Consider the following 14,124-nt stretch of genomic DNA (forward strand, 5'->3'; position numbering starts at 1 on the left):
GCGAGACGCAGCGCCTCTTCCGTCCGTCCCTGCCTGCGCAGGCAGGCTAGGAGCCGCGGCCGTCAGCCCCACGGGGGCCTTCGCACCTTGGGGCGGCCCAGCGGTGCTTTGGGGTGCGCTCATGATCGCTTAGCGGATGATGCCGCGTTGCGGCGTAGTCTGGGACAGGAAGTCCGCCATCATCGCCACATCCGGCGCCGCCTCGGGATATCGCTCGGTCAGCGCAACGATCTGCGCCTGTGCCTGCTCCAGCGTCAGGCCATCACGGTACAGGGCCTTGTGCATGGCCTTGATGGCGCTGATGCGCTCGGGCGTGAAACCACGACGGCGAAGCCCCTCGAAATTCATCGAGCGCGCCTGAGCCGGCTGGCCCTGGCACATGACGAAGGGAGGCATGTCACCGAGCAGCGACGAGCACAGGGCGCTCATGCTGTGTGCGCCGATGCGAACGAACTGGTGCACCGTGGTGAAGCCGCCCAGGATGACCCAGTCGCCCACGACCACGTGACCCGCCAGCTGGGCGTTATTGGCGAAGGTACAGTTGTTGCCCACCAGGCAGTCGTGCGCGAGGTGGGTGTAGGCCATCATCCAGTTGTCGTTGCCCATGCGGGTCAGACCGCCGCCCTGCACCGTACCGATGTGGTAAGTGCTGTATTCGCGGACGGTGTTGCGGTCGCCGATGATGAGTTCGCAGGGCTCACCCTTGTACTTCTTGTCCTGGTTGTCCGAACCCAGCGAGACGAACTGGAAAAAACGGTTGTCGCGCCCGATGGTGGTGTGCCCCTCGATCACGCAGTGCGAGGCGATGCGCGTGCCCGCGGCTACTTTCACATTCGGGCCAATGACGGTGTAGGGACCGACCGTGACCGTGCTGTCCAGCTCGGCCTTGGGATCGACAATGGCCGTCGGATGGATAAGGCTCACGTTCCCCTCCCCGCTCAGGCAATCTTGCGCATGGTGCACATGAGCTCGGCTTCCACCGCCAGCTCCTCGCCCACCATGGCTCGGGCCTTGAACTTGAAGATGCCGGCTTTCATGCGGTCCAGCGCCACCTCGAGGATGAGTTGGTCGCCCGGCTCCACGGGGCGCTTGAAGCGCGCGCCGTCGATGCCAGCGAAGTAGTAGACCGTCTTGTCATCCGGCGTTTCACCGACCGTCTCGAAGGACAGCAGGGCAGCGGCCTGGGCCAGCGCTTCGAGCATCAGCACACCCGGCATGACGGGACGGTGCGGGAAGTGACCGTTGAAGAAGTGCTCATTGATCGTGACGTTCTTCAGCGCCTTGATGCGCTTGCCTGTTTCAACTTCCAGCACGCGATCTACCAGCAGGAAGGGGTAGCGGTGCGGGAGTTTCTTGAGAATCTGGTGGATGTCCATCATCATTTTTTTGTTTCCTTGAGTTCTTTTTCCAGCGCACGCACGCGTTCGCGCAGCGTTGACAGCTGCTTGAGGGTGGCGGCGTTCTTTTCCCAGGACGCATTGTCCTCCAGCGGATAGAAGCCGGTGTAATGACCGGGCTTGTTGAGCGAACGCGTGACCAGCGAGAACGAGGACACATTCACCCCATCGGCGATGGTCAGGTGGCCCAGCACGCCGGCGCTGCCGCCGATGGTGCAGTTGGCGCCGATGGTGGCACTGCCGGCCACGCCCACGCAGCCGGCCATGGCGGTGTTGCGGCCCACGCGCACGTTGTGGCCGATCTGGATCAGGTTGTCGAGCTTGACACCATCCTCGATCACGGTATCGCTCAGGGCACCGCGGTCGATGCAGGTGTTGGCTCCGATCTCGACATCGTTGCCAATGCGCACCGCGCCCAGCTGCTCGATCTTCTCCCAGCGCTCGCCATCCTTGGCAAAGCCGAAGCCGTCGGCGCCGATCACCACGCCCGGGTGCAGGATGCAGCGCTCGCCGATCACGCAGTCTTCGCTGACGGTCACGCGAGACTTGAGCACGGTGTTCGCCCCGATGCGCGCGCCGCGCTCGACCACGCACAGCGGCCCGATCTCGGCCTGCGGGTCAACATGGGCCCCGGGGTCGACGATCGCACTCGGATGGATGCGCGGCCCGGCTGGCGACTGCCGCGCCCGCCGCCAGAGCTGGGTCACCCGCGCGAAATAGAGATAGGGATTGTCAGCAACGATGCAGGCGCCGCGGGCGACAGCCTCGGCCTGCATCTGCGGCCCAACGATCACGCAGCCGGCGCGCGATGCGGCCAGTTGCTGACGGTATTTGGGATTGCTGAGGAAGCTGAGGTGCTGGGGCTCGGCCAGGTCGAGAGGTGCCAGGGCCTGGATTTCCAGCGCAGGGTCGCCAAACAGTTCGCCCCCGAGCTGCTCGACGATGTTGCCTAGACGCAAAACCACACGCGATCTGCCCGCAAATGTCCGTGCAACCTTACTTGGTCACGGTGGCGTTCAGGGCCTTGATCACCTTGTCGGTGATGTCGTGCCTGGGGTTGACGTAGACCGCCTCCTGGAGGATCAGGTCGTATTTCTCTGCGTCGGCCACCTGCTTGACGACGCGGTTGGCACGCTCGAACACCTGCTGCAATTCCTCATTGCGACGGGCATTGAGATCCTCCTGGAACTCGCGGCGCTTGCGCTGGAAGTCACGGTCCAGTTCGACCAGCTGCTTCTGGCGGGTCACGCGCTGGCTTTCGGACAGCGTGGGCGCCTCGCGCTCAAGCTGCTCGGCCATGCCCTTGATGCTGGCGCCCTGGGTCTGCAACTCCTTCTCACGCTTGGAGAATTCCTGCTCCAGCTTGGCTTGGGCATTCTTGGCCGGCACCGCTTCCTTGATGATGCGGTCCAGGCTGACGAAACCCAGCCGGAACTCCTGGGCCAGCGCCGGCACGGCCAGCAGACTCAGACCCAGCAGCAGATAGGCAGGACGTATGAAGTACTTCATCAGAATGTGGTCCCAATCTGGAATTGCAGATACTGGATTCTATCGCCTTCGAATTGCCGGATGGGACGGGCAAAGGCCAGACGCAAAGGCCCCATGGGCGAGATCCAGCTGATACCGACGCCACCGCCCACCCGGAAGTTGGCCGCATCGATCGGATCGTCCGGCCCATAGACGTTGCCGGCGTCGACAAAGGTATAGACGCGCAGGGTCCGGTCGTTGCCGGCGCCGGGGAACGGCGCCTGCAGTTCGACGTTGAAATTGATCTTTTTCGGCCCGCCGTAGGTCAGGCCGGTGGCCGAGTCGCGCGGCCCCAGACTGCCTGCCTCGAAACCACGCACCGAGCCCAGGCCGCCACCATAGAAGTTCTTGAACAGCGGATAGGGTCGGCCGTCGATGCCCTGGCCCAGGGCCAGATCCGTATTGAAGGCAAAGGTGTACTGCTTGGTCAGCGGAACAAAGTGCTGGTAGTTGTACGTGCCGCGGACATAACGCACCTCACCGAAGGTGCTCCACTCGGCGGTGGCGCGCTGGAGGTTGCCACTGGTCGGCACCAGGGCACTGTCGCGGTTGTCCCGCCCCCACCCCAGGGTCAGCGGCACGGCGGTGCTGGCGTAACCGAACTGGTCGGCGTAATTTTGGTAAGCCACCGGCAGGTAGGTGCCCGGCACGATCGTGGTGCGCTCGACACCTGCCCCGACATAGACGGTATCGCGCTCGGTGAAAGGGATGCCAAAGCGCAGGCTGGTGCCCACGGTCTCCAGCGCGTAGGAATCTTCGTAGTAGTAGGGGCGCGAGACCCGCTGGTACAGATCAATGGTGCGCGACACCCCGTCCTGCGTGAAATACGGGTCGGTCGTGTTGACCACAATCAAGCGATTGATCTTGCTGGTATTGACCTGCAGACCGAGCGAGTGGCCCGACCCGAAAGCATTCTGCTGGCTGATGCCAAACGTCAGCCCCAGTCCCTCGCTGCTGGAAAAGCCGGCGCCCAGGGTCAGACTGCCGGTGGGCCGCTCGACGACCTTCATGGTCAGGTCCACCTGGTCGGGCGTGCCCGGCACTTCCGTGGTCTCCATCGTGACCTCGCTGAAGTAGCCCAGTCGGTCCACCCGATTGCGCGACAGGCGGATCCTGTCACTGTCGTACCAGGACGATTCGTACTGACGAAATTCGCGGCGGATCACCTCGTCACGCGTGCGGTTGTTGCCCGCCACGTTGATGCGCCGCACATAGGCACGGCGCGAAGGCTCGGCTTGCAGCACCAGTGTCACCCGGCTGGTGCTGCGGTCGATCTCGGGTACGGACTGGACGCGGGCAAAGGCGTAGCCGAAGCGGCCGAAATAATCGGTAAAGGCTTTGGTGGTCTCGGCCACCCGGTCGGCGTTGTAGGCCTCGCCGGGACGAATCGACACCAGGGCCTTGAACTCGTCCTCGCGCCCCAGGTAGTTGCCGGCCAGGCGCACCCCGGCCACGACGAAGCGCTCACCCTCGGTCACATTGTGGGTGATGGAAATATCCTGCTTGTTGGGGGCGATGGCCACCTGGGTCGAGTCAATCCGGAATTCCAGATAACCGCGCGCCAGATAGTAGGAACGCATCGTCTCGATGTCGGCATTGAGCTTGGCACGTGAGTAACGGTCGGACTTGGTGTACCAGCTCATCCAGTTACCGGTATCCAGGTCGAACAGGTTGCGCAGGGTGGATTCGGAAAACGCCTTGTTGCCGACGATGCGAATCTCGCTGATCTTGGCTGGTTCGCCTTCGATGACGGTGAAGGCCAGGCTCACGCGGTTGCGCTCGACCGGCGTCACGGTGCTCACCACCTCGGCCGCATAAAGGCTCTTGTTGATGTACTGGCGCTTGAGCTCCTGCTCGGCGCGATCCAGCAGGGCCTTGTCGAAGGGACGACCTTCGGCCAGGCCAATATCCCGCATGGCCTTGGTCAGCATGTCCTTGTCGAACTCGCGGGTTCCGATGAACTCGACGCCAGCCACGCTGGGCCGCTCCTCGACCACCACCACCAGTACGTCCCCGTTGATCTCCAGACGCACGTCGGTGAACAGGCCCAGGGCGAACAGCGCACGGATCGAGGCCGTGCCTTTCTCGTCGTTGTAGGTATCCCCCACGCGCAGCGGCATGGAGGCGAAGACCGTCCCCGGCTCGACGCGCTGCAAGCCCTCGACCTGGATGTCGCGGATCTTGAACGGTTCGGCGGCCCAGGCCATGTGCGCGGCCAGCAACAGGGCTGCCACCAGGGAGGCGGCGCGCAGGCTATATCGTTTGAATTGCATCGGTCAACTTGAAATTTGGCTGGGGCACACCGTCGGGTCCGGTGGTTCAGCCCAGGAGACGGGTCAGGTCATTGAACAGCGCGATAGACATCATGAGCGCCAGCACGGCAACGCCGGCCCTCTGCAGGAGCTCCAGCCAGGCTTCCGACACGGGCTTGCCTGTGACACCCTCCCAAAGATAATACATCAGGTGTCCGCCATCGAGTACCGGCAAGGGCAGCAGGTTGAGCACGCCCAGGCTGACGCTGATCAGGGCCAGAAAGACCAGGTAGGACGTCAGCCCCAGGCTGGCGGAGCGGCCGGCGTAGTCGGCAATGGTCAGCGGACCACTGAGATTCTTCAGCGACGCCTCGCCCACCAGCATGCGGCCCAGGGTGCGCAACGTCAGCAGCGAAACGTCCCATGTCTTCTCGACGCCCTGCCACAGGCCCTCGAACACGCCGTACTGGACCGTGATCATCTCGGGGGCCACCCCCACATAGGCCCCGATACGGCCGATCGCCACCCCACCCTGCTGCTGGACCTCGGGGGTCACGTCGAGGGTGATGATGGCGCCCTGGCGATCGATACGCCAGCTCTTCGTCAGGGGTTGGCCTTCCCGCACCGAGGCACGGATCATCTCGCGCAACTGGCGGCCGTCCATCACGACCATCCCGCCCAGGTTCAGCACCAGATCGCCCGGACGCAGCCCGGCGCGCTCGGCAGCGCTGCCCGGCGTGATATCACCGATTTCCGGCCGGCTCAGCGGCGCAACGATGCCGATCCGCTCGAACAGCTGGGCATCGGCATCGCTCACCGACATGCTGGCCAGCGGCAGCACCAATTCGGTCATGGCGTGCCCACGCGCATCGATCAGGGCCAGGCGCACATCGCGCCCCTCCAGGGCCCCGCGCGTCAACAGCCAGCGCACATCCTCGAACGAGGCCATGGGCTTGAGTTCGCCCCCCTCGAAACCCGCGCGCTCGACACGCTCGCCCCCGCGCAGTCCGGCGCGTTCAGCCACCGAAGCGGTCACCGGAGCGCCCAGCACCGGGCTGGCCATCTGTACGCCACTCCAGTTGACCACCGCATAGAGCAACACGGCCAGCAACAGATTGGCCAGCGGACCGGCCGCGACGATCAGAGCGCGCGAACGCAGCGGCTGGGTATTGAAGGCCAGGTGACGTTCGTGCGCAGCCACCGGCGCTTCCCGTTCGTCGAGCATGCGGACGTAGCCGCCCAGCGGGAAAGCCCCCAGCACGAATTCGGTATCGGAGCCCCTGGGCTGCCAGCGCAGCAGGGTGTGGCCAAAACCGACCGAGAAGCGCAGCACCTTGACGCCGCAGGCCACGGCCATGCGGTAGTGCCCGTATTCATGGATGGCGATCAGCAGCCCCAGGGCCACGATGAAAGCAACAACGGTCAGCATGTCTGTCCTTTGAGGTTCAGGCCGTCAGCCCACGCATGCAATGCTGCGCGGCCGCGCGCGACTGCGCGTCCAGCGCCAGCAGATCGTCCAGCGAACCAGGGGCTGCCGGCACAACGGCGTCCAGCGTGCCCAGGTTGACCGCATGGATCTGGTCGAAGCGGATGCGCCGCTCCAGGAAGGCCGCCACCGCCACTTCGTTGGCCGCATTGAGCACCGCCGTGGTGCCCGCCGGGCCACGCAAGGCATCCCAGGCCAGTCGTATCCCCGGGAAACGCTGGGCGTGCCCGGGGGCGTCCATGGGCTCGAAGGTCATGGCCGCCAGCTTGTGAAAATCCAGCGCGGCGGCGCCCGAGGCCATGCGCTCGGGCCAGGACAGGCCGTAGGCGATGGGCACCCGCATGTCGGGTGTGCCCAGTTGCGCCACCACCGAATGATCGTTGTATTGCACCATGGAGTGGATCACGCTCTGCGGGTGGATCACCACCTCCAGCCGATCCGGCCCCAAGCCGAACAGGTAACGCGCCTCGATCACCTCCAGCGCCTTGTTCATCATGGTGGCCGAATCGACCGAGATCTTGCGCCCCATCACCCAGTTCGGGTGGGCGCAGGCCTGCTCCGGCGTGACCTCGCGCAGGGTCTGCGGATCGCGCGTGCGAAAGGGCCCGCCGGAGGCCGTGAGGATGATCCGATCGACCCGCTGCGACCAGGTGGCCGGGTCTTCAGGCAAGGACTGGAAAATGGCCGAATGCTCGCTGTCGATCGGCAGCAGCGTGGCGCCGCCCGTGCGCACCGCCTGCATGAAGAACTCGCCGCCGACCACCAGTGCCTCCTTGTTGGCCAGCAGCAGGCGCTTGCCCGCGCGCGCCGCGGCCAGGCAGGGCGCCAGGCCAGCGGCACCGACGATGGCGGCCATCACGACATCGACCTCCTCGTGCGCTGCCACCTCGTTGAGGGCCACCTCACCGCCCAGCACCTGTGTCTTCGCGCCGGCCTGGCGCAGGCGCTCGGCCAGTTGCGTGGCGTGGGCGGCACTGGCCATGACGGCGAATCGGGGCTGGAACTGCAGGCATTGCTGCAGCATCAGGTCCACCTGCGTGGCTGCCGTCAGCGCATGGACCTCGAAGCGCTGCGGATGGCGCGCCAGCACGTCCAGTGTGCTCGTGCCGATGGAACCGGTGGAGCCGAGGATCGCGACGCGTTGCTTCATCAATTCAGTACCGAATAAAACATCATCGCCAGAGGCAGCGTGGGCAGCAGGGCATCGACGCGGTCGAGCACACCCCCATGGCCGGGCAGCAGACGGCTGCTGTCCTTGGCACCGGCGCTGCGCTTGACCAGCGATTCCACCAGATCGCCCACCACGCTCATGGCAGCGAGGAACAGCACGGCCAGCAGCAGCAGCAGCCAGCCGCCGCGCGACTGCAGATGGCTGTAGAGGCTGGGTGATGCCAGCACGCCGGCCCGCTCCAGGGCCAGCCAGACCAGCGCCAGCAGCACCACGCCCACCATGCCGCCCCAGACCCCTTCCCAACTCTTGCCCGGACTGATGGCCGGCGCCAGCTTGACCGCACTAAACCGCCCACCCCAGGCCTTGCCGGCAAAGTAGGCGGCAACGTCCGCCATCCAGACCAGCACCAGGATGGAGAGCAAAAAGGCCACTCCGACTTCGCGCGCCTGCACCACGGCCAGCCAGGCCAGCCACAGCACCAACCAGCCCCCGCCCAGACGCAAGGCCCGTGGCAGTTGCCCCCAGCGGCTCACGCCGGTCTTGATCAGGGCGGCCCCGACCAGCACCCAGATGCCACCAGCCAGCGTCCACAGCAGCGGCTGGGGAGCGGCCAGCAAACCCAGATCCCAGGCCATGACACAGGCCACCAGGCAGACGAAGGCACCGATCCAGGAGCCAAACTGGCCCAGGCGGTTGAGGCGCCCCCACTCCCACGCACCCGCCGCGATCAGGACCAGGGTGACCAGGCGCCAGTACAGCGTGTCGTGGTGAAAGAGCGCCGGCAGCAGGATCAGCAGCAGGACGATGGCGGTGATGATGCGCTGCTTGAGCATGGTTGATCCTCAGGCCGCCTTCTGGCCCGGGCCCGGTGAAACGACCTGGTCGGAGGTCTGGCCATAGCGGCGTTCGCGCCGGTTGAATTCGCTGATGGCACGGTCCAGCTCGGCCTCATCGAAGTCGGGCCAGAGCTTGTCACTGAAGAACAGTTCGGCATAAGCCGCCTGCCAGAGCAGGAAGTTGCTCAGGCGCAACTCACCCCCGGTACGGATGATGAGATCCGGGTCAGGGACATGGGCCATGGCCATGGCCTGGTGCAGCGCCATCTCGGTGATGGGCTGTCCCTGTGCCGCCAGCCGGGCTGCCGCCTGGGCGATATCCCAGCGTCCGCCATAGTTGAAGCACACGTTCAGAATGAGCTTGCTGTTGGCTGCCGTCGCAAGCTCGGCCTGGTCCAGGCCGGTGCACACCTTGTCGGACAGGCCGGCGCGATCGCCGACAAAATGCAGGCGCACGCCATCCTTGAGCAGTTGCGGAACTTCCTTGGCCAGGGCCGTGACCAGCAGTTCCATGAGACCCGAGACCTCGTCGGCCGGGCGGTTCCAGTTTTCGGAGGAAAAGGCGAAGACGGTCAGCACCCCCACCTGACGCTCCAGGCAGGCCCGGATGCAACGGCGCAGGCTCTCCATGCCCTGGCGGTGGCCTGCCAGACGCGGCAGGAAGCGCTTGGTGGCCCAGCGGCCATTGCCATCCATGACGATGGCGATGTGTTGCGGCAAGCCGCCGGACGGTGTCATCGGTACGTCATGAGGGCGATGTCAGACCGCCATCACTTCCTGTTCCTTGCCTGCGACCAATTGGTCGATGGTCGCGACATGCTTGTCGGTCAGCTTCTGGATGTCGGCCTCGGAACGCTTCTGGTCGTCCTCGGAAGCAACCTTGTCCTTGACCAGCTTCTTGACGGCCTCATTGGCATCACGTCGCAGGTTGCGCACGGCGATCTTGGCGTTCTCGCCCTCGGTGCGCACCAGCTTGGTCATCTCCTTGCGGCGCTCCTCGCTCATCGGCGGCATGGGCACGCGTATCAGGTCTCCCATGGAGGCCGGGTTCAGGCCCAGGTCGCTCTCGCGGATGGCCTTCTCGATCTTGGCACCCATGCCCTTTTCCCACGGCTGCACGCTGATGGTGCGGGCATCGAGCAGGTTGACGTTGGCCACCTGGCTCAGCGGCACCATGGAGCCGTAGTACTCGACCTGCAGGGAATCGAGCAGCGACGGATTCGCGCGGCCGGTACGGATTTTGGACAGATGGTTTTTCAGGGCCTCGATGGACTGGTCCATCTTGGTTTCCATGGTTTTCTTGATGTCTGCAATCGTCATGCTTTGCTCCTCTGCGGCATCAGCGGCTGCGCTCAGGCGTAGACCAGCGTGCCCTCGTCTTCACCCATCACGACGCGCTTGAGCGCGCCGTGCTTGAAAATGGAAAACACCTTGATCGGCAGCTTCTGGTCGCGGCACAGCGCGAAGGCCGTGGCGTCCATGATGCCGAGATTCTTCGAGATCGCCTCGTCGAAGGATATCTTGCTGTAACGGGTGGCGGTCTTGTCCTTGTTCGGGTCGGCGCTGTAGACGCCGTCCACCTTGGTGGCCTTGAGCACCATCTCGGCGCCAATCTCGGCCCCGCGCAACGCGGCCGCGGTATCGGTGGTGAAGAAGGGGTTGCCCGTGCCGGCCGCGAAGACCACGACCTTGCCCTCTTCGAGGTACTGCAGGGCCTTGGGACGCACATAGGGCTCGACCACCTGCTCGATGGCAATCGCCGACATCACGCGGGCCGTCAGCCCAGCCTTGTTCATGGTGTCGGCCAGCGCCAGCGCATTCATCACGGTGGCCAGCATGCCCATGTAGTCCGCCGTGGCGCGGTCCATGCCGACCGAGCCGCCAGCCACGCCGCGGAAGATGTTGCCGCCGCCGATGACAACGGCGACTTCCACCCCCAGGCGCGTGATCTCGGCCACCTCCTGCACCATGCGCTGGATGGTCGCGTGGTTGATGCCGAAGGCATCGTCGCCCATCAGGGCCTCCCCGGACAGCTTAAGCAGAATACGCTTGTAGGCTGGCTTGGGGTCGGACATGAGGGGCTCCTTGCAGGTGATGGTGATATGCGATCCGGACAGACGGAATTTACAGGATTTCGCCTGGCCGAACCGTCGCTCGGCCAGTGGACTGTCAGCCCGCCTGCTTGGCGGCAGCCACCTGGGCAGCCACTTCGGCGGCGAAGTCGTCGACCTTCTTCTCGATGCCCTCGCCCACCACGTACAGGGTGAAACCCTTGATGGTGGTGCCGGCGGCCTTGAGCATCTGCTCGACTGTCTGCTTGTCGTTCTTCACGAAGGGCTGGTTGAACAGCGACACTTCCTTCAGGAACTTCTGCACACCGCCCTCGATGCGCTTGGCCACGATGTCGGCGGGCTGCACGGGCTTGCCAGCGGCTTCAGCGGTCTTGCGGTCTTCTTCGGCCTTGCCTGCGGCAACGGCACGTTCTTTTTCGATCAGTTCGGCCGGCACGTCGGCGCTGGTCAGCGCCACGGGCTTCATGGCGGCCACGTGCATGGCAACGTCCTTGGCGGCAGTCTCGTCACCGTCGAACTCCACGACCACGCCGATGCGCGTGCCGTGCAGGTAGGCAGCCAGCTTGGCGCCGGAGGCAAAACGCTTGAAACGGCGGAAGCTCATGTTCTCGCCGATCTTGCCGATCAGGCCCTTGCGCACGTCTTCCAGGGTGGGGCCGAAGCCGTCCTGGCTGTAGGGCAGCGCGCCCAGGGCGGCCACATCGGCCGGGTTGTGCTTGGCGATCAGCTCGGCAGCCGCCTTGGCCAGGGCCAGGAAGCTGTCGTTCTTGGTCACGAAGTCAGTCTCGCAGTTCACTTCGATCAGGGCGCCAGTGCTGCCGCTGATGGAGCTGGTCACCACGCCTTCGGCGGTCACGCGTGAGGCGGCCTTGCCGGCCTTGGTGCCGAGCTTGACGCGCAGCAGCTCTTCGGCCTTGGCCATGTCGCCCTCGGCTTCGGTCAGGGCCTTCTTGCATTCCATCATCGGGGCGTCGGTCTTGCCGCGCAGTTCGGCAACCATGCTTGCGGTAATTGCAGCCATCTTCTTACTCCGTCATCAATTCAAAATCAGATTGGGACTAAAAAAAAGGGGCACAGCGCCCCTTTCTTCGGGTCGGGCGTGGATCAGGCGGAAGCTTCGTTCACTTCCACGAACTCGTCACCGCTCTCGGACGCAACGGCCTTGACCACGTCATCCACGGCGTTGGCACGGCCTTCCAGAATGGCGTCGGCGATGCCGCGGGCGTACAGGGTCACGGCCTTGGACGAGTCGTCGTTGCCCGGAATCACGTAGTCGATGCCTTCGGGCGAGTGGTTGGAGTCGACCACGCCGATCAGCGGGATGCCCAGCTTCTTGGCTTCGGCAATGGCAATCTTGTGGTAACCAACGTCGATCACAAAGATGGCGTCCGGCAGGGTGTTCATGTCCTGGATGCCGCCGATGTCTTTTTCCAGCTTTTCCAGTTCGCGGGCGAACATCAGCTGCTCTTTCTTGCTCATCGCGTCCAGGCCGGTTTCCTGCTGGGCCTTCATATCCTTCAGACGCTTGATCGAGGTCTTGACGGTCTTGAAGTTGGTCAGCATGCCGCCCAGCCAGCGCTGGTCAACGTAGGGCACGCCAGCGCGCTGGGCTTCGGCAGCCACGGTTTCGCGGGCGGTGCGCTTGGTGCCGACCATCAGGATGGTGCCGCGCTTGGCAGCCAGTTGCTTGGCAAACTTGGCTGCGTCCTGGAACATCGGCAGCGATTTTTCCAGGTTGATGATGTGAATCTTGTTGCGATGGCCGAAGATGAAGGGGGCCATCTTGGGGTTCCAGAAGCGGGTCTGGTGGCCAAAATGGACACCGGCTTCCAGCATTTGACGCATGGTCACGGACATGTGAATAACTCCGAAGGTTGGGTCTAAAATCCGGTCCTCTTTGCAATCAACGTCTAGCGTCGCTTGCAACACCTGGATGGACCGGTTTGCGATTTGCTCTGCGGCTGCTTGCGCGAGATGCGCAGGCCTTTCCAGCAAAGCCCAACGAGTATAGCACAGGCACCCCGTCCGATGACACCCGTCCCCGACCTCCACACCACCCGCCAGCGCCTGCTGGCCGGCCTGGCCAGCCCCGCGGCCGAGATCGGTCAAGCCATCGCCTGTGCCGCCTCATCGGCCTGTGCGCACGCCTTCCTCCAGACCGACTTCGACGGCGCCCGCGCCCAGGCCGCGGCGGCCGACCCGACCCGCCAGCCCCTGGCCGGTCTGGCCGTCTCGGTCAAGGACCTGTTCGACGTGGCCGGCCAGGTCAGCCGCGCCGGCTCCGTGGTGCTGACAGACGCAGCGCCGGCCCGCCAGGACGCCGTGGCCGTGGCCCGGCTGCGCGCTGCCGGTGCCGCCCTGATCGGTCGCAGCAACATGAGCGAGTTCGCCTATTCGGGGGTCGGCGTCAACCCGCACCATGGCACCCCGGCCAATGCGGTGGCCACCGACGTGCCGCGTGTGCCGGGCGGCTCGTCCAGCGGCGCAGCTGTTTCCGTCGCCACCGGCGCGGCTTTCGTCGGCCTCGGCTCGGACACCGGTGGCTCCATCCGCATTCCCGCCGCCCTGCAGGGCCTGGTCGGCTTCAAGAGCACCCAGCGCCTGGTACCGCTGGACGGCACGGTGCCCCTGTCCTCCACGCTGGATACGGCCTGCGCCATCACCCGCTCGGTGCGTGATGCCATCACCGTGCACGAGATCCTGGCCGCGCGCCGCGTCACGCGCAGCGCGGCGCCGCTGTCGGCCTACAGGCTGGCTGTCGTGCCGCAAGTCATGTTCGACGGCATCGACGCCACCGTGGCGCGCGGCTTCGAACGCACGCTGCGGATCCTGCGCGATGCCGGCGCCCGCATCGAGGAGCTCCCCCTGCCTGCGCTGGGCGAACTGGCTGGCCTGCAGGCCAGCGGCGGTTTTGCCGCCGCCGAAAGTTACGCCTGGCACCGCCACCTGCTGGCTGACCATGCCGCCCAGTACGACCCACGCGTTCTGTCGCGCATCCAGCGCGGTGCGACCATCAGCGCGGCCGACTATATCGACCTGTTGCAGGCACGGCGCGGCTGGATCGCGCGCGTCGAGCTGGCCCTGGCCGGTTTCGACGCGGTGCTCTCGCCAACCGTGCCCATCGTGGCGCCCCCGCTGGCCGGTGTGCTGCCCGGGAGCGAACACGACGAAACCTTCTTCCGCATCAACGGCCTGCTGCTGCGCAACCCCAGCGTGGTGAACATGCTTGATGGCTGCGCCATCTCCCTGCCCTGTCACACGCCGGACGAGTTGCCGGTGGGCCTGATGGTCTGGCAGGGCGCGATGCGCGATGATGTGGTCCTGAACATTGCGCAGCAGATTGAAAATCTGCTGCGCCAGCAACAACCATAATCCCCCATCCC

Annotated in this window: 14 protein-coding genes; 1 reads left to right on the top strand and 13 read right to left on the bottom strand. The window is 65.0% G+C overall.

Annotated features, from left to right (window positions below; genetic code table 11):
- Positions 1 to 129: 129 nt before the first annotated feature.
- The 13 genes from lpxA to rpsB form a co-directional block, all read right to left on the bottom strand.
- Positions 130 to 924 (bottom strand): acyl-ACP--UDP-N-acetylglucosamine O-acyltransferase, encoded by a 795-nt coding sequence (gene lpxA, locus AO057_RS13745; protein WP_057676483.1) that lies wholly within the window; start codon positions 922 to 924, stop codon positions 130 to 132.
- 14 nt (positions 925 to 938) lie between these two features.
- Entirely contained in the window at positions 939 to 1,379 is a 441-nt protein-coding gene (gene fabZ / locus AO057_RS13750; protein ID WP_057677306.1) for a 3-hydroxyacyl-ACP dehydratase FabZ, read from the bottom strand.
- On the bottom strand, positions 1,379 to 2,362 hold the full coding sequence (lpxD, locus tag AO057_RS13755) for a UDP-3-O-(3-hydroxymyristoyl)glucosamine N-acyltransferase (RefSeq protein ID WP_057676484.1): 984 nt from the start codon (positions 2,360 to 2,362) through the stop codon (positions 1,379 to 1,381). Before lpxD ends, fabZ begins: the two co-directional genes overlap by 1 nt.
- A 31-nt stretch (positions 2,363 to 2,393) precedes the next feature.
- On the bottom strand, positions 2,394 to 2,906 hold the full coding sequence (locus AO057_RS13760; RefSeq protein WP_057676485.1) for an OmpH/Skp family outer membrane protein: 513 nt from the start codon (positions 2,904 to 2,906) through the stop codon (positions 2,394 to 2,396).
- Positions 2,906 to 5,197, bottom strand: a complete 2,292-nt coding sequence (bamA, locus tag AO057_RS13765) for an outer membrane protein assembly factor BamA (RefSeq protein WP_057676486.1) — start codon at positions 5,195 to 5,197, stop codon at positions 2,906 to 2,908. The genes AO057_RS13760 and bamA overlap by 1 nt, the downstream gene beginning before the upstream one ends.
- A gap of 46 nt (positions 5,198 to 5,243) precedes the next feature.
- A complete protein-coding gene (gene rseP / locus AO057_RS13770; protein WP_057676487.1) occupies positions 5,244 to 6,605 on the bottom strand; it encodes an RIP metalloprotease RseP in 1,362 nt (453 codons plus the stop codon).
- A 16-nt stretch (positions 6,606 to 6,621) separates the two neighbouring features.
- Positions 6,622 to 7,812 carry a 1-deoxy-D-xylulose-5-phosphate reductoisomerase gene (ispC, locus tag AO057_RS13775; RefSeq protein WP_057676488.1) on the bottom strand — a complete coding sequence of 397 codons (1,191 nt, stop codon included), beginning with the start codon at positions 7,810 to 7,812 and terminating at the stop codon, positions 6,622 to 6,624.
- Positions 7,812 to 8,666 carry a phosphatidate cytidylyltransferase gene (locus tag AO057_RS13780; protein ID WP_057676489.1) on the bottom strand — a complete coding sequence of 285 codons (855 nt, stop codon included), beginning with the start codon at positions 8,664 to 8,666 and terminating at the stop codon, positions 7,812 to 7,814. Before AO057_RS13780 ends, ispC begins: the two co-directional genes overlap by 1 nt.
- A gap of 9 nt (positions 8,667 to 8,675) precedes the next feature.
- Entirely contained in the window at positions 8,676 to 9,407 is a 732-nt protein-coding gene (uppS, locus tag AO057_RS13785) for a polyprenyl diphosphate synthase (protein WP_057676490.1), read from the bottom strand.
- A gap of 21 nt (positions 9,408 to 9,428) precedes the next feature.
- Positions 9,429 to 9,989: a ribosome recycling factor gene (gene frr, locus AO057_RS13790; protein ID WP_057676491.1), complete on the bottom strand. Its 561-nt coding sequence runs from the start codon at positions 9,987 to 9,989 to the stop codon at positions 9,429 to 9,431.
- Between the two features lie 32 nt (positions 9,990 to 10,021).
- Positions 10,022 to 10,744: a UMP kinase gene (gene pyrH / locus AO057_RS13795; RefSeq protein ID WP_057676492.1), complete on the bottom strand. Its 723-nt coding sequence runs from the start codon at positions 10,742 to 10,744 to the stop codon at positions 10,022 to 10,024.
- Positions 10,745 to 10,838: 94 nt separating this feature from the next.
- Positions 10,839 to 11,762 (bottom strand): translation elongation factor Ts, encoded by a 924-nt coding sequence (tsf, locus tag AO057_RS13800; protein WP_057676493.1) that lies wholly within the window; start codon positions 11,760 to 11,762, stop codon positions 10,839 to 10,841.
- Between the two features lie 83 nt (positions 11,763 to 11,845).
- The gene (gene rpsB, locus AO057_RS13805; protein ID WP_057676494.1) at positions 11,846 to 12,598 is read right to left on the bottom strand and encodes a 30S ribosomal protein S2; all 753 of its coding nucleotides are present in this window, start codon (positions 12,596 to 12,598) and stop codon (positions 11,846 to 11,848) included.
- A gap of 171 nt (positions 12,599 to 12,769) precedes the next feature.
- Here rpsB and AO057_RS13810 point away from each other — a divergent pair, with 171 nt between their 5' ends.
- A complete protein-coding gene (locus AO057_RS13810) occupies positions 12,770 to 14,113 on the top strand; it encodes an amidase (protein ID WP_057676495.1) in 1,344 nt (447 codons plus the stop codon).
- The last annotated feature ends 11 nt before the right edge of the window (positions 14,114 to 14,124 follow it).

Origin of the sequence: Curvibacter sp. PAE-UM, assembly GCF_001432305.1 — a bacterium.
Taxonomy (GTDB): domain Bacteria; phylum Pseudomonadota; class Gammaproteobacteria; order Burkholderiales; family Burkholderiaceae_C; genus Hylemonella.

Excerpts from the sequence above, each read along its gene's own strand:
- fabZ (WP_057677306.1), bottom strand. The coding sequence starts at position 1,379 with ATGATGGACATCCACCAGATTCTCAAGAAACTCCCGCACCGCTACCCC.
- AO057_RS13760 (WP_057676485.1), bottom strand. The coding sequence starts at position 2,906 with ATGAAGTACTTCATACGTCCTGCCTATCTGCTGCTGGGTCTGAGTCTG.
- bamA (WP_057676486.1), bottom strand. The coding sequence starts at position 5,197 with ATGCAATTCAAACGATATAGCCTGCGCGCCGCCTCCCTGGTGGCAGCC.
- rseP (WP_057676487.1), bottom strand. The coding sequence starts at position 6,605 with ATGCTGACCGTTGTTGCTTTCATCGTGGCCCTGGGGCTGCTGATCGCC.
- ispC (WP_057676488.1), bottom strand. The coding sequence starts at position 7,812 with ATGAAGCAACGCGTCGCGATCCTCGGCTCCACCGGTTCCATCGGCACG.
- AO057_RS13780 (WP_057676489.1), bottom strand. The coding sequence starts at position 8,666 with ATGCTCAAGCAGCGCATCATCACCGCCATCGTCCTGCTGCTGATCCTG.
- uppS (WP_057676490.1), bottom strand. The coding sequence starts at position 9,407 with ATGACACCGTCCGGCGGCTTGCCGCAACACATCGCCATCGTCATGGAT.
- frr (WP_057676491.1), bottom strand. The coding sequence starts at position 9,989 with ATGACGATTGCAGACATCAAGAAAACCATGGAAACCAAGATGGACCAG.
- pyrH (WP_057676492.1), bottom strand. The coding sequence starts at position 10,744 with ATGTCCGACCCCAAGCCAGCCTACAAGCGTATTCTGCTTAAGCTGTCC.
- tsf (WP_057676493.1), bottom strand. The coding sequence starts at position 11,762 with ATGGCTGCAATTACCGCAAGCATGGTTGCCGAACTGCGCGGCAAGACC.
- rpsB (WP_057676494.1), bottom strand. The coding sequence starts at position 12,598 with ATGTCCGTGACCATGCGTCAAATGCTGGAAGCCGGTGTCCATTTTGGC.
- AO057_RS13810 (WP_057676495.1), top strand. The coding sequence starts at position 12,770 with ATGACACCCGTCCCCGACCTCCACACCACCCGCCAGCGCCTGCTGGCC.